Annotated in this window: 21 protein-coding genes; 10 read left to right on the top strand and 11 right to left on the bottom strand. The window is 73.1% G+C overall.

Features of this window, described 5'->3' with window-relative positions:
- The first annotated feature begins 44 nt into the window (after positions 1-44).
- From VMF51_RS17350 to VMF51_RS17340, 3 genes are all read left to right on the top strand, one after another.
- The gene (locus VMF51_RS17350) at positions 45-1142 is read left to right on the top strand and encodes a PP2C family protein-serine/threonine phosphatase (protein WP_325475709.1); all 1098 of its coding nucleotides are present in this window, start codon (positions 45-47) and stop codon (positions 1140-1142) included.
- Positions 1143-1234: 92 nt separating this feature from the next.
- Entirely contained in the window at positions 1235-2359 is a 1125-nt protein-coding gene (locus VMF51_RS17345) for an LLM class flavin-dependent oxidoreductase (protein WP_325475708.1), read from the top strand.
- Positions 2356-2973: an FMN reductase gene (locus tag VMF51_RS17340; RefSeq protein WP_325475707.1), complete on the top strand. Its 618-nt coding sequence runs from the start codon at positions 2356-2358 to the stop codon at positions 2971-2973. The genes VMF51_RS17345 and VMF51_RS17340 overlap by 4 nt, the downstream gene beginning before the upstream one ends.
- A 58-nt stretch (positions 2974-3031) precedes the next feature.
- Here VMF51_RS17340 and VMF51_RS17335 read toward each other — a convergent pair whose 3' ends face one another.
- Entirely contained in the window at positions 3032-3562 is a 531-nt protein-coding gene (locus tag VMF51_RS17335) for a YbhB/YbcL family Raf kinase inhibitor-like protein (protein ID WP_325475706.1), read from the bottom strand.
- Between the two features lie 96 nt (positions 3563-3658).
- On the opposite strand from VMF51_RS17335, the gene cobA reads away from it, so the two are divergent.
- The 3 genes from cobA to VMF51_RS17320 all read left to right on the top strand — a co-directional run bounded on the left by cobA (position 3659) and on the right by VMF51_RS17320 (position 8821).
- Positions 3659-4924: a uroporphyrinogen-III C-methyltransferase gene (gene cobA, locus VMF51_RS17330; protein ID WP_325475705.1), complete on the top strand. Its 1266-nt coding sequence runs from the start codon at positions 3659-3661 to the stop codon at positions 4922-4924.
- Entirely contained in the window at positions 4924-5727 is an 804-nt protein-coding gene (locus VMF51_RS17325) for an RNA methyltransferase (RefSeq protein WP_325475704.1), read from the top strand. The genes cobA and VMF51_RS17325 overlap by 1 nt, the downstream gene beginning before the upstream one ends.
- Positions 5728-5800: 73 nt before the next feature.
- Positions 5801-8821, top strand: coding sequence for a fibronectin type III domain-containing protein (locus VMF51_RS17320; RefSeq protein ID WP_325475703.1), 3021 nt, complete (start codon positions 5801-5803; stop codon positions 8819-8821).
- 24 nt (positions 8822-8845) lie between these two features.
- Here VMF51_RS17320 and def read toward each other — a convergent pair whose 3' ends face one another.
- Positions 8846-9367: a peptide deformylase gene (def, locus tag VMF51_RS17315; protein ID WP_325475740.1), complete on the bottom strand. Its 522-nt coding sequence runs from the start codon at positions 9365-9367 to the stop codon at positions 8846-8848.
- A gap of 160 nt (positions 9368-9527) precedes the next feature.
- Here def and VMF51_RS17310 point away from each other — a divergent pair, with 160 nt between their 5' ends.
- Together VMF51_RS17310 and VMF51_RS17305 are read left to right on the top strand one after the other, a co-directional pair.
- Positions 9528-10895 carry an acyl-CoA dehydrogenase family protein gene (locus VMF51_RS17310; protein ID WP_325475702.1) on the top strand — a complete coding sequence of 456 codons (1368 nt, stop codon included), beginning with the start codon at positions 9528-9530 and terminating at the stop codon, positions 10893-10895.
- Positions 10892-12115 (top strand): acyl-CoA dehydrogenase family protein, encoded by a 1224-nt coding sequence (locus tag VMF51_RS17305; RefSeq protein ID WP_325475701.1) that lies wholly within the window; start codon positions 10892-10894, stop codon positions 12113-12115. The genes VMF51_RS17310 and VMF51_RS17305 overlap by 4 nt, the downstream gene beginning before the upstream one ends.
- Positions 12116-12118: 3 nt before the next feature.
- Here the strand turns inward: VMF51_RS17305 and VMF51_RS17300 are convergent, their stop codons facing one another.
- From VMF51_RS17300 to galK, 5 genes are all read right to left on the bottom strand, one after another.
- Positions 12119-12502, bottom strand: a complete 384-nt coding sequence (locus VMF51_RS17300; RefSeq protein WP_325475700.1) for a hypothetical protein — start codon at positions 12500-12502, stop codon at positions 12119-12121.
- A 64-nt stretch (positions 12503-12566) separates the two neighbouring features.
- Positions 12567-13310, bottom strand: a complete 744-nt coding sequence (locus tag VMF51_RS17295; protein WP_325475699.1) for a hypothetical protein — start codon at positions 13308-13310, stop codon at positions 12567-12569.
- Between the two features lie 53 nt (positions 13311-13363).
- The gene (locus VMF51_RS17290) at positions 13364-13651 is read right to left on the bottom strand and encodes a YiaA/YiaB family inner membrane protein (RefSeq protein WP_325475698.1); all 288 of its coding nucleotides are present in this window, start codon (positions 13649-13651) and stop codon (positions 13364-13366) included.
- A gap of 77 nt (positions 13652-13728) precedes the next feature.
- Entirely contained in the window at positions 13729-14268 is a 540-nt protein-coding gene (locus tag VMF51_RS17285; protein ID WP_325475697.1) for a dihydrofolate reductase family protein, read from the bottom strand.
- Positions 14269-14277: 9 nt separating this feature from the next.
- The gene (galK, locus tag VMF51_RS17280) at positions 14278-15432 is read right to left on the bottom strand and encodes a galactokinase (protein ID WP_325475696.1); all 1155 of its coding nucleotides are present in this window, start codon (positions 15430-15432) and stop codon (positions 14278-14280) included.
- A 46-nt stretch (positions 15433-15478) separates the two neighbouring features.
- On the opposite strand from galK, the gene VMF51_RS17275 reads away from it, so the two are divergent.
- Entirely contained in the window at positions 15479-16915 is a 1437-nt protein-coding gene (locus tag VMF51_RS17275; protein WP_325475695.1) for a GuaB1 family IMP dehydrogenase-related protein, read from the top strand.
- On the opposite strand, the gene VMF51_RS17270 is transcribed toward VMF51_RS17275, so the two are convergent.
- The 3 genes from VMF51_RS17270 to VMF51_RS17260 all read right to left on the bottom strand — a co-directional run bounded on the left by VMF51_RS17270 (position 16881) and on the right by VMF51_RS17260 (position 19896).
- Positions 16881-18659 (bottom strand): BCCT family transporter, encoded by a 1779-nt coding sequence (locus VMF51_RS17270; RefSeq protein ID WP_325475694.1) that lies wholly within the window; start codon positions 18657-18659, stop codon positions 16881-16883. The two genes, VMF51_RS17275 and VMF51_RS17270, sit on opposite strands and share 35 nt — an antisense overlap.
- A 70-nt stretch (positions 18660-18729) precedes the next feature.
- Positions 18730-19320: a LysR substrate-binding domain-containing protein gene (locus tag VMF51_RS17265; RefSeq protein WP_325475693.1), complete on the bottom strand. Its 591-nt coding sequence runs from the start codon at positions 19318-19320 to the stop codon at positions 18730-18732.
- A 24-nt stretch (positions 19321-19344) separates the two neighbouring features.
- On the bottom strand, positions 19345-19896 hold the full coding sequence (locus VMF51_RS17260; protein ID WP_325475692.1) for a type 1 glutamine amidotransferase domain-containing protein: 552 nt from the start codon (positions 19894-19896) through the stop codon (positions 19345-19347).
- A 96-nt stretch (positions 19897-19992) separates the two neighbouring features.
- On the opposite strand from VMF51_RS17260, the gene VMF51_RS17255 reads away from it, so the two are divergent.
- Positions 19993-20394, top strand: coding sequence for a GAF domain-containing protein (locus tag VMF51_RS17255; RefSeq protein ID WP_325475691.1), 402 nt, complete (start codon positions 19993-19995; stop codon positions 20392-20394).
- On the opposite strand, the gene VMF51_RS17250 is transcribed toward VMF51_RS17255, so the two are convergent.
- Positions 20349-22688, bottom strand: a complete 2340-nt coding sequence (locus VMF51_RS17250) for a glycoside hydrolase family 3 C-terminal domain-containing protein (RefSeq protein WP_325475690.1) — start codon at positions 22686-22688, stop codon at positions 20349-20351. The genes VMF51_RS17255 and VMF51_RS17250 overlap by 46 nt on opposite strands.
- Positions 22689-22707 lie beyond the last annotated feature (19 nt).

The raw sequence follows: 22707 nt of genomic DNA, 5'->3' as shown, positions 1-22707 counted from the left end.
CGGCGACCGCATAGTCTGCACGGGTGCGGGGTCGGCGGGGGACGTTGAGTGACGGGATCTCGCGTCGCTTCCACGAACGGGTCCTGGGCTGGCGCAGTGGCACCTCGCAGAGCCAGGTGCTCGCGCTGGTGCTGCTGCTCGCGGGCGTGGCGGTGTCGTTCGTCGTCTCGGTGCTCGACTACGAGGTGATGCCGCTGACGACGTACTTCGTCTGGCTGCTGCTCGGCATGCTGCTGCTGCGCTTCCGGCCGCTGGTGGTGCTCACCGTCGCCGCCTCGGCGGCCGCCGTGGGGTCGGTGCTGGTCAGCGACGTGTCGTTCAACGGCGCGCGGGTCTCGGCCCTGGCGTCCCTGGCGGTCTCGGTCGCGATCATCCTGTACCAGTCCAGCCGGCAGCGCTCCGGCCTGCCGGCCGCCCTGGGCGAGGCGATGCTGGCCGACCTGCGCGAGCTGCAGGAGGCGCAGGGCACCGTGCCGCCGCTCCCCGACGGGTGGCTCTCGCAGTCGGCGATGCGGTCCGCCCACGGCGTCGGGTATGCCGGTGACTTCCTGGTGGCCGACCTCTCGCCCGACGGCCGCCGCCTCGAGATGGTGCTCGTCGACGTGTGCGGGAACGGCGTGAAGGCGAGCCCGCGGGCGCTGCAGTTCGCGGGTGCGCTCGGCGGCATGATCGGCGCGCTGCCGCCGCGCCAGCTGCTGAACGCGGCGAACGACTTCCTGCTGCGCCAGCACTCGGACGAGACCTTCGCGACCGCGGTGCACGTGGTCGTGGACCTGCCGACGGGGGAGTACGGCATCTTCAGCGCCGGTCACCCGCCGGCGCTGCGCTGGGACGCCGGACGACGGGAGTGGAGCGTCGACAACGCCCGCGGCACCGCGCTCGGCATCGCGCCCGACCCCGAGCTCCACCTCAGCGCTGGGCTGCTCCGGACCGGCGACGCGCTGCTCTTCTACACCGACGGCGTCGTGGAGTCGCGCGAGGCCGACCTCGACGCCGGAATCGACTGGCTGCGCGGGGTCGCGCGCCAGGCGATGAGCGGCGGGATCGACGGGACGCCGCGCCGGATCATCCGGCAGGTGGACCGCGGCGACGACGACCGGGCCGTCCTGATCCTGGGCCGGACCCTGCCCGGATCGCCCTAGCCGCAACCCGGACGGCACGATCGGAATACCTGGCCGGGGCCGGCGGTTCACTCGATAGTTCGAGATTCAACCAATAGACAGCGGAGGCAGTCATGCAGATCGGCATCTTCAGCGTCGGCGACGTGACGCCCGACCCCACGACGGGGCGGACACCGACGGAGCACGAGCGCATCAAGGCCACGGTCGCGATCGCGAAGCACGCGGAAGAGGTGGGTCTCGACGTCTTCGCCACCGGCGAGCACCACAACCCGCCGTTCATCGCGTCGAACCCGACGGCCACCCTGGCCTACATCGGCGCGCAGACCGAGCGGATCATCCTGTCGACGGCGACCACGCTGATCACCACCACCGACCCGGTGCTGATCGCGGAGGACTACGCCAAGATCCAGCACCTCACCGACGGCCGCGTCGACCTGATGATGGGGCGCGGGAACACCGGTCCGGTCTACCCCTGGTTCGGCAAGGACATCCGCGAGGGCATCAACCTCGCGGTCGAGAACTACGCCCTGCTGCGTCGCCTCTGGAGCGAGGACGTCGTCAACTGGGAGGGGAAGTTCCGCACGCCGCTGCAGGGCTACACCTCGACCCCGCGCCCGCTCGACGGCGTGGCGCCGTTCGTGTGGCACGGCTCGATCCGCAGCCCCGAGATCGCCGAGCAGGCGGCGTACTACGGCGACGGCTTCTTCCACAACCACATCTTCTGGCCGGCCGGGCACACCAAGCAGATGGTCGACCTCTACCGGCGCCGCTTCGAGCACTACGGGCACGGGACGGCGGAGCAGGCGATCGTCGGCCTCGGCGGGCAGTTCTTCATGCGCAAGGACAGCCAGGCCGCGGTCAACGAGTTCCGCCCCTACTTCGACAACGCCCCGGTCTACGGCCACGGGCCGTCGCTGGAGGACTTCACCGAGGCCACCCCGCTGACCGTCGGCTCGCCGCAGCAGGTGCTGGAGCGCACGCTGTCGTTCCGCGAGTACGTCGGGGACTACCAGCGCCAGCTGTTCCTGGTCGACCACGCGGGCCTGCCGCTGAAGACCGTGCTGGAGCAGCTCGACCTGCTCGGCGAGATCCTGCCCGACATGCGGGCCGGGTTCGCGGAGGGTCGCAGCCCGAACGCCCCCGAGGCGCCGACCCACGCCTCGCTGGTCGCGAAGGCCGGCGGCGCCAAGGACACGACCGTGCACGCGGTCGACGACGTGACGGGGGTGTCCGTATGACGACCCGCATCGTCGTCGTCTCGGCCGGGCTCTCCAACCCGAGCTCGACGCGGCTGCTGGCCGACCGGCTGGCCGCCGCGACGACCGAGGCGCTGGAGGAGGTGGAGCTGACCCAGGTCGAGCTCCGCGACCTCGCCCACGAGCTGACCGACCACCTGCTGACCGGCTTCCCGAAGCAGGCGCTGGCGGAGGCGATCGCCGCCGTCCGCGACGCCGACGGGCTCGTCGTCGTCACGCCGGTGTTCTCGGCGTCGTACTCCGGGCTGTTCAAGACGTTCTTCGACGTCCTGGAGTCCGGCACGCTGGAGGGCAAGCCGGTGCTGATCGCGGCGACCGCCGGGACGGCCCGCCACTCGCTGGTCCTCGACCACGCCCTGCGGCCGCTGTTCGCCTACCTGCGGGCGATCGTCGTACCGACGGGGGTCTTCGCGGCCACCGACGACTTCGGCGACACCGGCCTGCAGCGTCGCGTCGAGCAGGCGGCGGGCGAGCTCGCGGCCCTGGCCGGCAAGGTGCAGTCCAGCGGCTCCGCCCGCCACCACCGGACGGTGGACGAGGAGTTCGCCGACCCCACCCCCTTCGAGCAGCTCCTCAAGAACGCCTCCGCCCCCTAACGCCGACCCGGCGTGAATGTGGTGCCGAGCCGGCGCGAACTCGCGCCGGCTCGGCGTTTCAGTGCTGGTAGGTGCCGTGGATGATGGCGCGGCCGGCGGTCTTGAAAGCCAGGTTGAAGGAGACGACCGCGGCGGAGGCGTCGGAGTCGACGCCGAGGGACTCCTCGGTGACGGCGTGGACGACGAAGAAGTAGCGATGCACCTGGTCGCCCTCGGGCGGTGCGGCGCCCATGAAACCCTTCGGGCCGCCGTCGTTGCGGCACATGAACGCGCCGCCCGGCAGGTCCGCACCCTCGGCTCCCGCGTCGGCGTCGAGCGAGGTCACGTCGGCGGGGAGGTCCACGAGCACCCAGTGCCAGAACCCGCTCGGGGTCGGCGCGTCGGGGTCGAAGCAGGTGACGGTGAAGCTCTTGGTGCCCTCCGGTGCGCCCGACCAGGACAGCTGCGGCGAGGTGTTGCCCGCGGCCGCGACCTGGTCGTCCTTCAGGGGCTGCCCGTCGGTGACGTCGGTGCTGGTCACCGTGAAGGACGGTACGGCGGGCAGCAGGTCGTACGGGTTCGGGGTGACGGGACGGTCCAGCGAGGGCATGCGGTCTCCTAGCGCAGTCGGGGATCGGTCACGACCGTAGTCCGGCCACCGAACCCGTGCCCAGGGGTCAGGAGCGGCACACGGGATGATGGGCGGGTGGACGACTTCCCGACGTACCCCTCCGGGCTCCGCCTCGCCGATCGCCGCGTCGTCGTCGTCGGAGGCGGCCACGTCGCGCAGCGGCGGGTGCCGCAGCTGATCGCGGTGGGCGCCGACGTGCACGTGGTGTCGCCGGAGGTGACCCCGGCGATCGAGGGCCTGGTGGGCTCCGGCGAGGTCACCTGGCACGAGCGCGGGTTCGCGGACGCCGACCTCGACGAGGCCTGGTACTGCATCGCGGCCACCGACGACCCCGCCGTCAACGAGCAGGTCAGCGCCGCGGCGGAGGTACGGCGGGTGTTCTGCGTCCGCTCCGACGACGGGACCCAGGCCACCGCCTGGACTCCTGCGACCGGCCGCCACGACGGCGTCACGGTCGCCGTACTGTGCAACCGCGAGCCGCAGCGCTCCGCCCGGATCCGTGACGAGATCCTCGAGCAGATGCGCGAGGGCGTCGTCGCCGCGCCCCGCCAGCGCGACCGTACGGCGGGCGTCGTCCTCGTCGGCGGCGGCCCGGGCGACCCCGAGCTGATCAGCATCGCCGGGCGGAAGGCACTGATGGACGCCGACGTCGTGGTGGCCGACCGGCTCGCTCCCCGCGAGCTGCTGGGCGACCTCGGCCCCGACGTCGAGCTGATCGACGTGGCCAAGCTGCCGCGCGGGCGCAGCGCGATGCAGGAGGAGATCAACCGCGTCATCGTCGACCGGGCGCTCGCCGGCAAGCGGGTGGCGCGGTTCAAGGGCGGCGACAACTTCGTGTTCGGCCGCGGGTACGAGGAGATCCTGGCCTGCCGCGACGCCGGCGTACCGGTGACCGTGATCCCTGGCCTGACCAGCCCCGTCGCCGTACCCGCCGCCGCCGGCATCCCGGTCACCCACCGCGGCGTCGCGCACGAGTTCACCGTGATCTCGGGCCATCTCCCGCCCGGCCATCCCGACTCGTTGACCAACTGGTCCGCAGTCGCCGGGCTGGCCGGCACGCTGGTGCTGATGATGGCCGTCGAGAACGCGCCCCGCATCGCGCAGGCGCTCCTCGACGGCGGCCGCCCGGCCGACACGCCGGTCGGCGTGGTGTGCGACGGCACCATGCCGGGGGAGCGCACCGTACTGGCCACGCTCGGGACCCTGGCCGACGTACTCGCCGCCGAGCAGGTCAAGCCGCCCGCGATCATCGTCATCGGCGACGTGGTGGCCGTCGCCCACCCCGACACCTTCGCTGGTCGAGTAGCCGGTGAGGGACGAACCGGCGTATCGAGACCCTGATGGCGACCCTGGTCGAGATCGAGGACCCCGCCGACCCGCGGCTGGCCGACTACCGCGACCTGCGCGACGTCGAACTGCGCAAGAACCTGGAGGCCGAGCACGGCCTGTTCCTCGCCGAGGGGGAGAAGGTCGTACGCCGCGCCGTCGAGGGCGGCTTCGCCCCGCGCTCGTTCCTGATGGCGCCGCGCTGGCTCGACGGACTCGCCGACGTCCTCGCGACCACCGACGCCCCCTGCTATGTGCTGTCCGAGGCACTGGCCGAGCAGGTCACCGGCTTCCACGTGCACCGCGGCGCGCTCGCCTCGCTGGAGCGCCGGCCGCTGCCGCCGGTCGGGGAGGTGCTGGCCGGCGCCCGGTCCGTGCTGGTGCTGGAGGAGATCGTCGACCACACCAACGTCGGCGCGATCTTCCGCAGCGGAGCGGCGCTGGGCTTCGACGCCGTACTTCTCGCGCCGCGCTGCGCCGACCCGCTGTACCGCCGCGCGATCAAGGTCGCCATGGGCGCGATCTTCTCGATGCCCTGGACCCGCCTTCCTGACTGGTACGACGCCCTGCCGGACCTGTCCGCCGCGGGCTTCACCACGGTGGCGCTGACGCTCGCCGACGACGCGACCCCGGTCGACGAGGCCGTCGCCGGGCTCGACAAGGTCGCCCTCGTCCTCGGCTCGGAGGGCCACGGCCTCTCCGCGCGGTGGGAGCAGTCCGCCGACCGGCGCGCCATCATCCCGATGCGCGAGGGGATCGACTCCCTCAACGTCGCTGCCGCCACCGCCGTCGCCTGCTACGTGACGGCTCGCCGCTGAGAGTCCTCGGTTCCACCACGAAGCTGCCGACGATCCCGGTAAAGTCACGCGACTTTGCTCGAAGGGAGCCATCGTGAAGGGTGCAGGTGTCGGCCTCGTGGCCGCGGTCGTCGGTCTCGCCGTGCTCGTCCCGAGCACGCCGCCGACCTTCGCGAGCCCGCCCGAGAAGCACGTTCAGGTGGCCGAGGAGCAGCCGGAGCTGGCCGCGCTGGAGGTCGACATCCCGCGTCCCGCGCAGGGCCGCGCCGCCCTCCGGCTGCTCGGCGAGCAGGTCGACGCCGCGGCCGCCGTCAACGGGGTCGAGACCGCCGAGCTCCGCGAGATCCTGCGCACCGACGAGAGTGCCTGGCTCAGCACGAACGGCCTGCTGCACTACAAGGAGCCGCTCGTCACCGACCCGCAGCCGCCGGTCGCTGCCGCGGCGTCGTACCCGCTAGAGGAGACCTTCGAGCTGCACAGCAAGCCTGGTGCGCAGCGCACGATCTTCATCGACGTCGACGGTGCCACGGTCAGCGGGACGGAGTGGCACACGCAGTACCCCACGACGCCGACGGCTCACCCCGCCTGGGACCCGGCCGACGACGGACCGACCTTCTCCGCGAGCGAGCTCGCGACCGTGCAGGCGATCTGGGCGGGTGTCGCCGAGGACTACGCGCCGTTCGACGTCGACGTGACGACGGAGGACCCGGGCGCGGCGGCGATCCGCCGGTCCGGTGCCCTCGACCAGGAGTACGGCGCACATGCGCTGATCACGCCGAGCACCGCCTGGGACTCCATCTGCGACGAGAAGTGTGGCGGCGTCGCCTTCATCAACGTCTTCGACAAGGACTACGGCCCCGGCGGCAACGGCTACGGCGCTACCCAGCCGGCCTGGATCTTCCCGCAGGGCACCGGTGGCGACGCGAAGGGCATCGTGGAGGCGCTGTCCCACGAGGTCGGTCACCAGCTCGGACTCCAGCACGACGGCAACCCCAGCACGCAGACCGAGCACGACAACGGGTACGACGAGGGGCACGGCGCCTGGGCACCGATCATGGGCGCCGGCTACTACCGGCCGATCACCCAGTGGAGCAAGGGCGACTACGCCGGCGCGAACAACCAGCAGGACGACATCGCCATCATCCGGGGCGTGCTCGGCGAGCGACCCGACGAGGCGCCGTCCACCGTCGCCGGCGCTCCGACCGTGCCCACCGGCCCGGCGTACATCTCCAGCCGGACCGACGTCGACACCTTCCGCCTCGGCACCTGCACCGGGCCGGTGACGATCAGCGCCGCGCCGACGCTCGAGGCTGGCGCGAACCTGGACCTCGAGCTGCGGCTGCTGAACGCCGTGGGCACGACCGTCGGAACCATCGGCAACCCGTCGTCGGCCATGGTGGACGCCGAGCGGGCATCGGGACTCGGCGCCACGGTGACCGGGAACCTGGCGTCCGGCGTCTACCACGTCGCGGTCGACGGCGTCGGCAACGGCCCGTGGTCCACGGGGTACGACGACTACGGCTCGCTCGGCGCCTACGGCATCGAGGTCACAGGCGCCTGCGCGGACTCGGGGACGCCGGGCGTCCCCGGTGGGCTGAGCGCGACCGGCACGACGACCTCGTCGGTGTCCCTCTCGTGGACGGCTCCCACGGATCCGGGGTCGTCCGCCGTGACGGGCTACGTGCTCACCCGGACCGGCAGCGACCAGGTGGTCGAGCTCGGGGCCGGCGCGACGTCGTACACGTGGACCGGTCTGGCCGGGGGCACGTCGTACACCTTCCGGGTCGCGGCGGTGAACGCCGCCGGCACGGGCGTGGCGGCCAGCACCGGCGCGGCGACCGGGGCGGTCGTCCCCACGGCACCCCGGGACGTCACGGCTACCTGGGATCCGCTGGAGAAGGTGATCCTGGCAACCTGGACGCCGCCGGCGAGTGACGGCGGTGCGGCCCTGACCGGCTACCGGATCTACATCAATGACGTCTCGAGCGGCACCCTGCCGGCGGCGTGGGTCGGCGCGGTGATCAGTGACGTCGCTCCGGGTACCTACAAGATCGGCCTGGCGGCGGTGAACGGCGTCGGTCCTGGCCCGGTCGCGGAATCGACGGTCGTCGTGCCCGTCCCGCCCGCCAACGACGCGTTCGCGAACCGGAGCGCGCTGGCCGGCGCGACGGGATCGGTCGGTGGAGACAACGCCGGCGCGACCGCGCAGACCGGCGACCCGGTGCCGCCCGGTGCCGGCCTCGGCGCCGGTGGTGCCTCGGTCTGGTACTCCTGGACCGCGCCCGCCTCGGGCCCGGTCACGGTGGCCACCGACTCGACCGTCGACCAGCGCGACACGACCTTGGCGGCCTACACGGGCACGACGCTCGGGACGCTGACCCTGGTCGCCGAGAACGACGATGTGTCCGAGGACGACTACCTGTCCCGGATCACGTTCACCGCCGCCGCCGGCACGACCTACCACCTCGTCGTCGACGGCTTCCGGAACCGCGATGCGGGCACCGGGCCGTTCACGTTGACGTGGGCCGGTACGGCGCCGCCGGTGCTCCAGGCCACGACGACCGAACTCGACGTCACGGTCGCGGGCACCAGCGTGACGCTGACGGCCACGGTCGCCGCCGGCGCCCTGGTCCCGTCCGGATCGGTGCGGTTCACCGACGGAGCCGCGGCTCTCGGCGCCGCAACAGTGAGCGGTGGCCGGGCGACCCTGCGGCTCACCGGTGTCGCTCCGGGGGCTCACGCCTACCGAGCGACGTTCTTGCCGGCGACGGGCAGCGGCCAGGCCGGCTCGTCGTCGCCCGACCGGGTGGTCGCCGTGGCCGCGCCCGTCGTCGCCTCGCGCACCACCATCAAGGCCCCCCGGACGGCGAAGGCCGGTTCCCGCCCGACGGTGACGGTCCGGGTCTTGCGGGGATCTACGCCGGCGTCGGGGAAGGTCGTGCTGAAGTACGGCGCGAAGAAGAAGACCCTCACCCTCAGGGCCGGTACGGCGAGGCTGAAGCTGCCCAAGGTCAAGGCCGGGAAGGTCCGGCTGACGGCGACCTACGCCGGCAATGCCACCACCCGAGCGTCGTCCGCGAAGGCGACGATCAAGGTGGCGAAGAAGAGGCGTTGAGGCGCCGGTCTGCCTGATCCGGGATCAGGCGGGCCAGTTCGGCGGGTACTCGTCCGCGAGCTTGTCGTGGACCTTCTGCAGCTTCTTGCGGGCCTTGGTCGGCACCCGGTCGCCGAAGACCGTGCCGACGGTGTGGTCGGTCTCGTGCTGCAGGCACCGGGCGAGCAGGCCGTCGCCCTCGAAGGTGACCGGCTCGCCGTCGAGGCCCGTCCCGGTGACGGTCGCGTGGTCGGGGCGGGCGCAGTCGACGAACGCGCCCGGGAAGGACAGGCAGCCCTCCTCGGCGACGTCGAGCTGCCGGTCCTTGCCTTCGGGCAGGACGAGCTCGGGGTTGCAGACCACCCCGACGGTCCGGTCGCCGGTCGCGTCCGGGCAGTCGAAGACGAAGACCGCCTGGTCGACCCCGATCTGGCACGCGGCCAGGCCGACGCCGTCGGCGGCGTACATGGTCGCGACCATGTCGGCGACCAGGGTGCGCAGGGCGTCGTCGTACGCCGTGACCCGCTCTTGCGGCCGGTGCATCACCGGCGTGCCCCAGCGGGTCATCGGCCGGACGGTGCCGCCGGTCGGAAGGGGGCCGTACGGCGCGTGCTCGGGAGCCTCGGGGTGTTCGGACACGGCGCGATCGTAGGCCATCCGGGCACGGGCGACACGATCGCGGGCTCGTTCGTAGCCCGGCGTGTAACTACGAGTTACATTTGCCGACATGTCCCTCAGAGAGAGTCTCCGCCCCGGTGGGAAGCACGGGCTGTCCTCGACCGAGACCCGCGACCCGATCGGGTACGCCGTGGCCGCGCTCGGCCGCCTGGCGCGGAGCGACGTGCTCGACCGGGTCGGTCTGCGCCGGCATGCCGAGCGCGCCGTCTTCTCGACGACGCGCAGCGGGTTCCGCACCGCGACGGCGGCGAGTCGGGCCTTCGCCCGGGCCGGGTCGAGAGGCACGCCCGGGACCCGCGCCCTCCCGGCCTCGGGCGGGGGCATGTTCGACCTGACCCCCACGGAGGACCAGCAGCTGCTCGTCGACGTGGCCACGGAGCTGGCCGACGAGGTGTTCCGGCCTGCCGCCGCGGCCGCGGACGAGGCGTGCGCGGCCCCGGACGCGGTGCTGGCGTCGGGTCTCGAGGTCGGCCTCCCGACCCTCGGGGTCCCGGAGTCGCTCGGGGGTGTCGCCGAGGAGCGCTCCGCGGTGGCCGGCGTCCTGGTCGCCGAGGCGCTCGCCCGTGGCGACCTCGGGCTGGCCGTCGCGTCGCTCGCCCCGGGTTCGGTGGCGACGGCGCTCGGGCTGTGGGGCACCCAGGAGCAGCAGCAGACCTACCTGCCGGCCTTCACCGACGGGCGGGGGAGCCTCACCGCGGCCCTCGCGCTCGCGGAGCCGACGGTGCTCTTCGACGCGCTGAGCCCGGCGACGACCGCCCGGCGTACGGCCGACGGGCTGGTCCTCGACGGCGTGAAGTCCGCGGTCGCCCGCGGGGCCGAGGCCGAGCTGTTCGTGGTCGGTGCCGTCCTCGACGGGCGCCCGGTGCTGGTCCTGGTCGAGTCGAGCACGCCCGGGATCGAGGTCGTCGCCGACCCCGGCATGGGCGTCCGGGCCGCGGGCCTGACCCGGCTGGTCCTCACCGGCGTCACGGTCCCGGAGGCGAACCTCCTCGGTGAGACCGACGGATCCTCGTACACCGAGTGCGTCCGGCTCTCGCGCCTGGCCTGGTGCGCGCTCACCGTCGGCACGGCGCAGGCGGTGCTCGACTACGTGACGCCGTACGTCAGGGAGCGTGAGGCCTTCGGAGAGCCGATCGCACACCGGCAGTCGGTGGCCTTCATGGTCGCCGACATGGCCATCGAGCTGCAGGCGATGCGCCTGCTGACCTACAAGGCCGCCGGCCGGGCCGCCGCGGGCCGGGACATCGCTCGCGAGGTGGCGCTGGCGCGCCGGCTGTGCACGGACAAGGGGATGCGGATCGGCCTCGACGGGGTGCAGCTGCTCGGCGGGCACGGATTCGTGAAGGAGCACCCGGTCGAGCGGTGGTACCGCGACCTCCGGGCCGTCGGCGTGATGGAGGGAGTGGTTCTCGTATGAGCATCGATCTGGACGACCCGAAGAGGTTCCGGACCCTGGCCGGGCAGGCCCACCAGGTCGCGATGAACATGCTCCGGCCGATCTCGCGGAAGTACGACCGGGCCGAGCACGCCTACCCCCAGGAGCTCGACCTGCTCGCCGCGATGATCGACGGGCTGTCCGAGTCGGGCGCGAACGAGGGCGCGGGCGCGGCCGGCGTACGACGCGACACCGGAGACCCGGTCGACACGGGCGAGGGGGTCAGGAACGGCGCCAACCTCGCCTCGGTCATGTCGATCGCCGAGATGTGCTGGGGCGACGTCGGGCTGCTGCTGTCGATGCCCCGCCAGGGACTCGGCAACTCCGCGATCGCCTCGGTGGCGGACGACGAGCAGCTCGAGCGGTTCGCCGGGGTGTGGGCGGCGATGGCGATCACCGAGCCCGGGACCGGCTCCGACTCGGCGAGCATCACGACGACCGCCGTGCGCGACGGCGACGAGTACGTCATCAACGGCGAGAAGATCTACGTCACCTCCGGCGAGCGCGCCGACCACGTGGTCGTCTGGGCCAGCCTGGACCGGTCTCTGGGCCGGGCCGCGATCAAGTCGTTCGTCGTGCCGAAGGGCACGCCCGGCATGCGGGTCGACCGGCTCGAGCACAAACTCGGCATCAAGGCCTCCGACACCGCGACGATCATCTTCGAGGACTGCCGCGTCCCGAAGGAGAACCTGCTCGGCTCGCCGGAGATCGACGCGAAGCAGGGCTTCGCCGGCGCGATGGCGACCTTCGACAACACCCGGCCACTGGTCGCGGCGATGGCGGTCGGCTGCGCCCGGGCGGCGCTCGACCTGACCCGCGACCTCCTCGAGCAGGCCGGGGTGGTCGTCGACCACGACCGCCCGGCGAGCACGCAGTCGGCCGCCGCGGCGAAGCTGCTGCAGCTGGAGGCCGACTGGGAAGGGGCGCGGCTCCTGATGCTGCAGGCGGCCTGGCTGGCCGACAACCGGCGGCCCAACTCGCTGGAGGCCTCGATGGCCAAGGCCAAGGCCGGACGGGTCGGCTCCGACGTCACCTTGTCGTGCGTCGAGCTCTGCGGGACCCTCGGCTACTCCGAGGCCGAGCTGCTGGAGAAGTGGGCACGCGACTCCAAGATCCTGGACATCTTCGAGGGCACCCAGCAGATCCAGAAACTCATCGTCGCGCGACGGGTGCTCGGCCTGAGCAGCGCCGAGCTGAGGTAGCGCTCAGTCCTCGTCGGTCCGCCGCCGGGGCGGCAGCTTGGCGCCCGGCGCCCTCCTCGGTACGGAGGGCTTCGGAGGCGCCGTCACGGGCGCCGGCGGATGCGGGGCGATGTTGCGCGCCACACTCGCGGGACTCGGGCCAGTGCTGGCCTTCTTCGTGACCGCGGGAGCCTCCACCGGAGGTCCGGGATCGGGGGTGGACTCGACCACCGGTGGTTCGGCCGGGGCCGTGCCGCCCGCCGGGGGCTGGCCGGGCAGCCGCGACCGCAGCGTGGACTGCGCCTTCCCGGCCAGGTCCGAGATCACCGGGGCGACGGTCCGCACGACCTTCCAGCCGATGCCGGTCGCGACGTCCTGGAGGTGGTTGATCCGGGCGGTGAGGCTCATCGGGATCCCTCCGTCGGGGGTTGTTCCTCGGAGTGAAGCACGAACGTGGTCGGGACCGCCTCCGTCAGTCCTTGCCCGGATCCGCCGCTCGCGCTGCGACGTCGGCCTCCGTCGCCACGGCCTTCGCGGTCCCGGGGTCGAGCAACGGCTCCGTGCTCTCGGCCGGTGCGAGGTCGGGTTCCGAGCTCTCGCCGGCGGCGACCTCGGCCGCCGTGAGGGGGGCCGCCGGCGGCGGGGGCGTCGGACCGGCCGCCTTGGTCGCCGCCGCCTTGGTCGCCGCCTTCTTCGCGGGGCTCTTCTTCGCGGCAGTCTTCTTGGCCGGTGCGATGTCGGCCGGCGTGACGCCGTCGGCGGGGACGGCTGCCGTCGGGGCGGCCGCCTTCTTCGCCGCCGTCTTCTTCGCTGTCGTCTTCTTGGCCGGGGCCTTCTTCGCCGTCGCCTTCTTGGTCGCAGCCTTCTTGGTCGCCGCCTTCTTGGTCGCCGCCTTCGGAGCGGGGGCCTTCTTCTCCGGCGCCGACGTCAACGGCTGGAGCGGGTCGCCGTGCGGACGAGGCGCGGGGGAGGCCGGCGGGGGGCCGGCGTCGGGGGTCGGCTTCGCCGGGGCCGAGCGGCCGGTCACGGCGCCGACCCGGTCGACGGCCGCCTGGGTGGCCTGGCCGACGACGAGCCTGCCGAGCTGGACCGTGCCGCGCACCTGGTCGACGGCTTGTCCGATCACCTTCTGGCCGGTACCGACCGGGTCCTTGACGGCGCCGACGGCCGTGTCCACGGCCGAGCCGACCAGCTTGCCGACGGGATTCTGAGGCACAGGGGTTCCTTCCGATCGCGAACGGGTCCGGTCGACCGTTACCCCCGACCCGCTCAGGACACGCTGCGGAACGGGTCGTGGTCGGCCAGGATCTTGTCGACCCGCGCCTGGTCGAGGCGCGTGACGACGTACTGGTCATCCTGCGCGTCCCGGATGCACTTGGCCAGGGTGAACGCCGAGGTCGTCAGGAACAGCGTCGTCATGCCGAAGAAGGCCCGCACCCACGGGTCCACCGGCAGGTAGAGGATCGCGAAGAGCATGGCCAGCAGGGCGATGGCGAAGGAGATGCCGGCCTGGGCGAAGAAGGCGGTGGTGTTCTTGGTCTGCTTGGGCGTGTTCATGACGACAAGCCTCGTCCCGAGTCGTACGGCGCGGACCCGCCGTCGTACCCGGTCCTCCCTGAGTACGCCGACTCAGATCACCGTCGTGGCTCGTAGCGCAGTGCGACCGTCCCCGACTCGAAGTCGACCCGGTCCACGAGCCGCAGGTCCAGCTGCCGCGGGAGCCCGGCGAAGATCGTCGGCCCGTGCCCGGCGACCCGCGGGTGCACGACGAACTCGTACTCGTCGATCAGCCCCAGCTCCGCGAGCGCCAGGGACAGGCGCACGCCGCCGACGAACAACCCCCGACCCGGCTCCTGCTTGAGCCTCTCGACCGCGTCGGCCAGATCCCCGCGCAGCAGCTCGGCGTTCCAGTCGACGTGCGGCAACGTGCTGGAGACGACGTACTTCCTCGCGGCGTCGATCGTCCGCGCGAAGGAGTCGACCGGCTCCGGATGCTCGGCCGTCGGCCGGAAGGCGGCCTCCATCATCTGGTAGGTCTCCCGCCCGAACAGCAGGGCGTCGGCCCGGTCGAGGTTGGCGGCGTGGTGGCGGTGCAGCTCCTCGTCCGCGGGGATGGCGCGGTGGTCGCAGCACCCGTCCAGCGTGACGTTGACGGAGAACCGGAGAGGTCGCACGCGGCGACGCTACCGCTCGGGGACGGGTGCCGCCCCCGCCGACGGCTCCGCGCGCAGGTGCGCGGGCGGCCGGAACCCTTCGAGCACGAACGTCGCGTCGACGGCCCGCATCACGGCCTCGACCCGCTCCTCCGGGACGACGGCCACGCTGGAGCCGCCGAAGCCGCCGCCGGTCATCCGGGCCGCGACCGCGCCCGCCTCGACCGAGACCGCGACCGCGGCGTCGAGCTCCGGGGTGGAGATCTCGAAGTCGTCGCGCATCGAGGCATGCGAGTGGAGGAACGCCTCCCCGACGGCGTCCCAGTCGGAGCCGGCCAGGGCGTCGACGACCTCGGTCACCCGCGTGATCTCGCTAACGACGTGCCGGGCGCGGCGGCGTACCCGGTCGTCGTCGAGCTGCTCGACGGCGGCCAGGTCGGCCTGCCGCAGGGTGGGGACGCCGATCCGGCGGGCCGCCTCCTCGCAGTCGGTACGTCGCGAGCCGTAGCCGCCGTCGGTGAGCTCGTGGCTGACCCGGGTGTCGGTGACCAGGAGGGTGTGTCCCGTCAGGTCGAGCGGCACCTGCGTGGTCTCGTCGCTCTCGAAGTCGATCAGCAGCGCGTGCCCGGGCCGCGCCAGCAGGGCGACGTACTGGTCCATCCCGCCGGTGGGCGCGCCCGCGACCTCGGTCTCGGCCCGGATGCAGGCGGCGGCCAGCACCCTCCGATCGGTGTCGGGTGCCAGCGCCACCGCCACCGCGCACTCGAGCGCGGCCGAGCTGGAGAGCCCGGAGCCGACCGGGACGGTGCTGTCGACGAGCAGGTCGCCGCCCGGGACGTCTACCCCCGCTTCGCGCAGCGCCCACACCACGCCGGCTGCGTAGGTGGCCCAGCCGTCGACCGCGCCCGGCCGGAGCTCGTCGAGCCGGCCCTCCCAGGTCGTCGCCTGCTGACGGCTCGCGACGCGGAGCCGCCCGTCAGCGCTCGGCCGCCACGCGGCGTACGTCGCATGGGGGAGCGCCACCGGCAGCACCAGCCCCGCGTTGTAGTCGGTGTGCTCGCCGATCAGGTTGACCCGTCCGGGCGCCCGGCCGACCGCCGACGCGGGGGCGCCGTACCGCTCCTCGAACGCCTCGCGGACGCGGGCGGCAAGCTGGACGGGGTCACCCGGATCGAGGTACGCCATGGCGTCCAACCTGCCAGATGGGGTGGCGGCACGTAGATTCTCAGGAGTGGAGTTCCTCGACGGTGCGGTGCCCCCGTACGACCTGACCTACGACGACGTCTACATGGTGCCCCGCCAGTCCGCGGTGGCCAGCCGGTACGACGTCGACCTCGCGACCAGCGACGGCACGGGCGCGACCCTGCCGGTGGTGGTGGCCAACATGACGGCGATCGCCGGGAAGCGGATGGCCGAGACCGTCGCCCGCCGCGGCGGGCTGGTCGTGATCCCGCAGGACATCCCGATCCCGGTGGTCGCCGACGTGGTGCGCTGGGTCAAGCAGCGGCACCTGGTCTTCGACACCCCGATCGAGCTCGCCCGGGACGCCACCGTCGCCGAGGCGCTGGCGCTGATCCCCAAGCGCGCGCACCGGGCGGCCGTGGTCGTCGAGGACGGCCGTCCGGTCGGCCTCGTGACCGCCGCGGACTGCGCCGAGGTGGACCGGTTCGCCCAGGTCCAGCAGGTCATGTCGCCACCGCGGGTGATCGTCCCGGCCGACACCGACCCGCGCGCCGTCTTCGACGCCCTGGACACCGTCGGCGCCACGCTGGCCGTGGGCGTCGACGAGGACGGGCGCCTGGTCGGCGTGCTGACCCGCACGGGCGCGCTGCGGGCGACCCTCTACACCCCCGCCGTCGACGCCCGGGGCGGCCTGCGGATCGCTGCGGCGATCGGCGTCAACGGCGACGTCAAGGACAAGGCCGCCCGGCTCCTGGAGGCCGGGGTCGACGTGCTCGTCGCCGACACCGCCCACGGCCACCAGGACCGGATGATCGAGGCGCTGGGCGCGATCCGCTCGGTCGCGCCGGCGGTCCCCGTCGTCGCCGGCAACGTCGTCTCGGCCGAGGGCACCCGCGCGCTCATCGACGCCGGAGCCGACATCGTCAAGGTCGGCGTGGGGCCGGGCGCGATGTGCACCACCCGGATGATGACCGGGGTCGGCCGGCCGCAGTTCTCCGCCGTCGTCGAGTGCGCGGCCGCGGCGCGTGCGCTCGGTCGCCACGTGTGGGCGGACGGCGGCGTCCGGCACCCGCGCGACGTGGCGCTCGCGCTGGCCGCCGGCGCCTCGAGCGTGATGGTCGGCTCCTGGTTCGCCGGCACCCACGAGTCGCCGGGCGACCTGCTGGAGGACTCCACGGGCCGTCCCTACAAGGTGAGCTTCGGGATGGCGTCCGCGCGGGCGGTCGCCAACCGTACGTCGACGGAGTCGGCGTACGACCGGGCGCGCAAGGGGCTCTACGAGGAGGGCATCTCGTCCTCGCGGATGTACCTCGACCCGCATCGCCCCGGCGTCGAGGACCTGCTGGACTCCATCGGGTCCGGAGTCCGCTCCGCCTGCACGTACGCCGGAGCCGCCACGCTCGAGGAGTTCCACGAGCGGGCGCTCGTCGGCCTGCAGTCGGCCGCCGGGTTCACCGAGGGGCGTCCGCTGGCGACGTCCTGGTAGGCGCCACCGGGTTCGACCCGGTGTCGGGATCGGCCTCGACGGAGATGACGAAGTCGTCGCCGTGCTCGGTCACCCCCGCGATCACCGCCTGCTCGACCGCCTCGACGGCGTACTGACGCCGGACGACGACCGGGTCGGTGCGCAGGTCCATCACCAGCGAGACGCACAGCCCGATCACGACCAGCACGAACGGCACGGCCGCCACGATGGTCATCGTCTGGAGTCCCGACAGCGCGTCCTCGCCGCCCGCGAGCAGCATCACCGCGGCGACCGCGCCGGTCGCGACGCCCCAGAAGATGACGGTCGCCCGGCGGGGCGACGGCGTGCCGCGCTCGGAGAGGGAGCCCATCACGATGGAGGCGGCGTCGGCTCCGGAGACGAAGAAGATCGCCACGAGCACCATCACCACGACGCTCGCGAACGTCGCCGCGGGGTAGGCCTCGAGGGTGCTGAACAGCTGCGACTCCTCGCCGCCCGCGCCGCCGATGTCGGTGCCGAGCTGCTGGAGCCTGATCGCCGCACCGCCGAAGATGCAGAACCAGACCAGGCTGACCATGCTCGGCACGAGCAGCACGCCCGTCACGAACTGGCGGATGGTCCGACCGCGCGAGATGCGCGCGATGAACATCCCGACGAACGGGGTCCAGGAGAGCCACCACGCCCAGTAGAAGACGGTCCAGCCCTGCAGCCACTCGTTGGTGTCCTGGCCCTCGGCACCGGTGCGCGCCGCCATCATCGGCAGGTCGCCGACGTAGCTGCCGAGCGAGGTCGGGATCAGGTTGAGCATGAAGACGGTCGGCCCGACGATGAAGACGAACGCCGCGAGCGCGACCGCGAGCACCATGTTGATGTTCGAGAGCCACTGGATGCCCTTCGCGACCCCGGACACGGCCGAGGCGACGAAGGCGACGGTGAGGACCGCGATGATGCCGACCAGGAACGCGTTGCCGAGGTCGCCGAGGCCCGCGACGATCTCCAGGCCGCTGCGGATCTGCAGCGCGCCGAGGCCGAGGGACGCAGCCGAGCCGAAGAGCGTGGCGAAGATGGCCAGCATGTCGATGACCTTGCCGCCCGGGCCGTGCGCGTGCTTGCCGAGCAGTGGCTCGAAGGCGGCCGAGATCAGCTGCAGCCGGCCCTTGCGGTAGACGCCGTACGCGATGGCCAGGCCGACCACGGCGTAGATCGCCCACGGGTGCAGCGTCCAGTGGAACAGCGTCGTGGCCATGGCGTGCTGGACCGCCTCGTTGCCCGCGGGGTCGCCGGTGCCGGGCGGGGGCGTGACGAAGTGGCTGATCGGCTCGCTGACGCCGTAGAACATCAGGCCGATGCCCATGCCGGCGCTGAACATCATCGCGATCCACGAGACCGTCCGGAACTCCGGCTCCTCGCCGTCGTGCCCGAGGGTGATCGCCCCGAACCTGCTCATGGCCAGCCAGATGACGAAGACGACCAGGGCGCTGGCGGTCAGGACGAAGAGCCAGCCGGTGTTGCGCATGGTCCACGCCAGCGAGTCCGCGGAGACCTCGCCCAGCGAGTCGGTGCCGACGAACCCCCATACGAGGAAGGCCAGCGAGACGCTCGCCGTGACGCCGAAGACCAGCCGGTCCAGGCGGGGGTGCTCACCGTCCGGGCCGTACGACGACTGCTCGACGTCGAGGACGGGATGCGTGTCGGGCTCCGGGATGGGGCTGCCGACCGCCGCGGTGGTCTGCTGGACGGACGGGGGACGTTGTAACGAGGTCACTAGATCAGTGTTGCCACCCGTCGCTCGTCCCACACCTTCGGGTGAGGACGCTCACGCTCGCCGACCGGGCTCAGGAGCGCGAGCTGCGTTCCGAGCGGCCCCGCACGATGCCGATGAAGGTCTGGACCCGCGGGTCCTCGTTGTCGACCAGCCAGCCGAGCCCGACCGTGGTCGGCGGGAGGTCGGTGACCGGCCGCTGGACGACGTCCTTGCGGTGGTGCAGCCGGGCCACGGACATCGGCACCAGCACGATCCCGGTGCCGGACGCGACGACCTCGATCGCGTCGCGCACCGACATCGGCGGCCAGTCGAGCTGGGGGGCCGACGGCACCCAGCCGGACGCGTGGGGAAGCACCAGCTGCTCGTCGGCCAGGTCGGCCAGGGTGACCCCGTCCGGATCGGCCGCCGCGACCAGGTGCTCGCGGCCGGCCACGACGACGGCGACCTCGTCGTACAGCGGGATCAGGTGCAGCCCGTCCCTGTCCACGGGCAGCCGGACCAGGCACATGTCCAGGTCGCCGGAGCGGATCCCGTCCTCCTGCTGGTCCTGCTCGACCGGCACGAGCTCCAGCGGGATGCGGGAGCGTTCCCGCCAGATGCGCGCCCACTTGTCCGGCGTGGCGCCGGTGACGAAGCCGACGCGGAAGGGGGGCGGGGACACCCGGGCACTCTAGTGGCCGGGTCGTCAGGCCGCAGCGGCCACCAGGGAGGTGAGCTCCCGGTTGAACGCGGGCAGGTCGTCGGGCTTGCGGCTGGTGACCAGGTTGCCGTCGACGACGACCTCGCGGTCGACCCACGCGCCGCCCGCGTTGCGCACGTCGGTCTGCAGGCTGGGCCACGAGGTGAGCTCGCGGCCGCTGACCACGCCGGCCTCGACCAGCATCCAGATCGCGTGGCAGATCGCGGCCACTGGCTTGCCGGAGCCCACGAAGTCGCGCACGAAGCCGACGGCGGGCTCGGAGGTGCGGAGCAGGTCGGGGTTCGGCACCCCACCGGGGAGCACCAGGGCGTCGTACTGGTCCACCGAGACGTCGTCGACGACGGCGTCGACGGCGAAGGTGTCCGCGCGGTCCAGGTGGTTGAACGCCTGGACCTTGCCGTCCTCGGTGCTGACCAGGACAGGCGTCCCGCCGGCGTCGCGCACCGCCGCCCAGGGCTCGGTGAGCTCGACCTGCTCGATGCCCTCGGTGGCGACGAGGAAGGCGACGGTCTTGCCGGACAGGGTCTGCTCGTTCACAGGAGATTCCTCTCGGTGGGGTACGTCGACCGGTAGCCGTGGCGCGGGCGCGCAAACGGCGTTTGCCGGGGGCGGTCTCCGGGCACGGGCCGCTCCGTGTCCTCAGCACCCGCCGACGGCCCCGGCGTCTACCGGGCACCGATGCGCTCCCGCCGCGACGACGTGGACCCGTGGGCCGCGGTCGAGCGGGCGCTCGACCTCGGGCTGTGCGGGATGGGCGCGGTGACCGACGAGCGGTCCGCCCGCCGTCGGGACCGGTTCGCGACCGTGCCGGACGGTGCCGTGGTGTGGACCCGGGACCCGGACGGCCGCTACGTGCGGGGCCTCCTGAGCGGTCCGCTGCGGGACGACCGGTCGGCAGCGGCCGTCGAGGCGGATCTCGTGCACGTCCGCCCCTGCCGCTGGTCCCAGCCCGTCGAGGAGCATCGCGTACCCCCGGCCGTGGTCGCGACCTACGCGCGCGGCGGGCGCAGCTTCCAGCGCATCCGCGCCCTGTGAGCCATGGGACGCAGCAGGACGGCGGGCGCCTCCCACGGCCGGCCGTTCACGACGGCCAGGATCGCGTCGACCGCGGGCCAGCGCACCCGGCCGCCGGAGAAGATCGCCACCGACCGCAGTGGAAGCTCCTCGAGGGACCTCTCCAGCATCAGCTTGATCGTCTCGTCGTCGCCCGCGGCCTGGTCCAGCGGCGCTGCCGCGGCGAGTGCGCGGCGCAGCAGGCGGCCCGTGCGCGTCGTGGCGAGCTCCCCGACGGTCGACTCGCGGGTGAACGGCCGGACCGGTCGCGGCACCGGAACCGGGCGGCCGAGACGGCGGGCGAAGGCCCCGTCGTCGACGGCGAGGGGTGTGGTGTCGGCCGGTTCCGGCGCCCGGTCGACGCCGCCCGACACCCGGACCGGGAGGGTCGCCACGACCTCGGCGCTGGAGCGGGCCAGCTCGACGGCGTACTCGCCGGACGGGACGGCCCAGTCCGCGCGCTCGACGTCGTAGAAGGCGAACGCGCGGGTCGGCACCTCCAGGGTCACCGTCCGGCTCCCGCCGGGGTCGAGCCGGACCTTGGCGTACGCCGCGAGCTCGCGCCGGGGCCGCAGGACCACCCCGGTGCGGTCGTGGAGGTAGACCTGGACGACGTCGGAGCCGGGTCGCTCGCCGGGGTTCGTGAGCGTCACCGTGAGCCGCACGGACTCGCCGGCAGTGAGCTCCGTGCGGTCCAGGTCAGGATCGGTCCACTCGAGGCGGCCGTAGCCGAGACCGTGCCCGAACGGGTACGCCGGCGCTACGCCGGCCGTCTCGTGGTGCCGGTAGCCGACGAACAGCCCCTCCCGGTGCTCGACCTGGTGCGGGTCGCCGGGGAACCACGGGGCCGAGGCGACGTCGCCCAGTTCCTCCGGCCACGACTCGGCGAGCCGGCCGGCGGGCTCGACGTCGCCGTACAGGACGTCGACGAGGGCTGACCCGGTCGCCTGGCCACCGAGGTGCCCGGCCAGGACCGCCGCGGCCCGGTCGCGCCACGGCAGCCGGACCGGCCCGCCGGCGGAGACGACCACGACGGTGCGCGGGTTCGCGGCGCAGGTGGCCTCGACGAGGGCGTCGTGCTCGGTCGGCAGCTCGAGGCCGGCCCGGTCGAAGCCTTCGCTCTCGTGGGTGCCGGGCAGCCCGACCAGCACGACGGCCACGTCGGCGGTCGCCGGGTCGTCGGTCACCGTGATGCCGCGCGCCGCGAACGCGTCGCGGGCGCTGGTCAACCGGGTCGGTGTCACCAGGGAGCTTCCGCTGCCCTGGTAGCGCGGCTGGTCGGCGAACTCGCCGAGCAGGGCCACGGTGAGCCCGGGGGAGAGGGGCAGCAGGCCGTCGTTCTCGAGGACGACGGTGGCCTCGGCGGCGACCCGCCGGGCGAGCGCGTCGTGCTCGTCGACGGGGAGTACCGGCCGCTCGCCGCCCGGGCAGCGGGCGAGCAGGTCGATGACCCGCTGGGCGCTCGTCGCGACGACCGCGGCCGGGAGGTCGCCATCCTCCACGGCCTGGAGGACCGTGCGGTCGAACAGGCCGCGGCTGGTCGGCATCTCCAGGTCCATCCCGGCGGCGATGCCGCGGACCCGGTCGCCCACGGCGCCCCAGTCGCTCATCACCAGGCCGTCGAAGCCCCACTCGTCCCGCAGGATCGTGGTGAGCAGCTGGTGGTGCGCGGTGGCGGGCACGCCGTTGACCGAGTTGTACGACGCCATCACGGTCCAGGGCGGGCTCGCGCGGACGGCGTACTCGAAGCCGGCGAGGTAGAGCTCCCGCAGCGTGCGCTCGTCCAGGACGGCGTCGACCACGAACCGGTGCGACTCCTGGTTGTTCACGGCGTAGTGCTTCAGGCACGCACCGACGTCCCGGGACTGGATGCCCTCCACCATCGCCGCGGCGAGGCGGCCGCTGAGCAGCGGGTCCTCGGAGAAGTACTCGAAGTTGCGTCCGCCCAGCGGGTGGCGCTTGATGTTCAGTCCCGGTCCGAGGACCACGTCGACACCGAGGGCGCGCGCCTCGAGCCCGATCGCGGCGCCCACCTCGTGCGCCAGCGCGTCGTCCCAGGTGCAGGCCAGGGTCACCGCCGTCGGGAAGCACGTCGCCGGGATGCTCTCGCCGAAGCCGAGGTGGTCCCCGCCCTCCGGCTGCACCCGCAGGCCGTGCGGCCCGTCGCTGAGCATCGCCGGGCGCAGCGCGCCGGCCCGCTCGGTGCGCCACTCGTCGTGTCCCGAGAGCAGGCGCACCTGCTCGCGCAGGGGGAGGTCCTCGGCCCGCTGGGTCATAGTCGAGAGACTAGATCCC

The organism is Nocardioides sp., assembly GCF_035503875.1.
Taxonomy (GTDB): Bacteria; Actinomycetota; Actinomycetes; order Propionibacteriales; family Nocardioidaceae; genus Nocardioides.
This window is presented reverse-complemented; position numbering and strand designations above follow the sequence as displayed.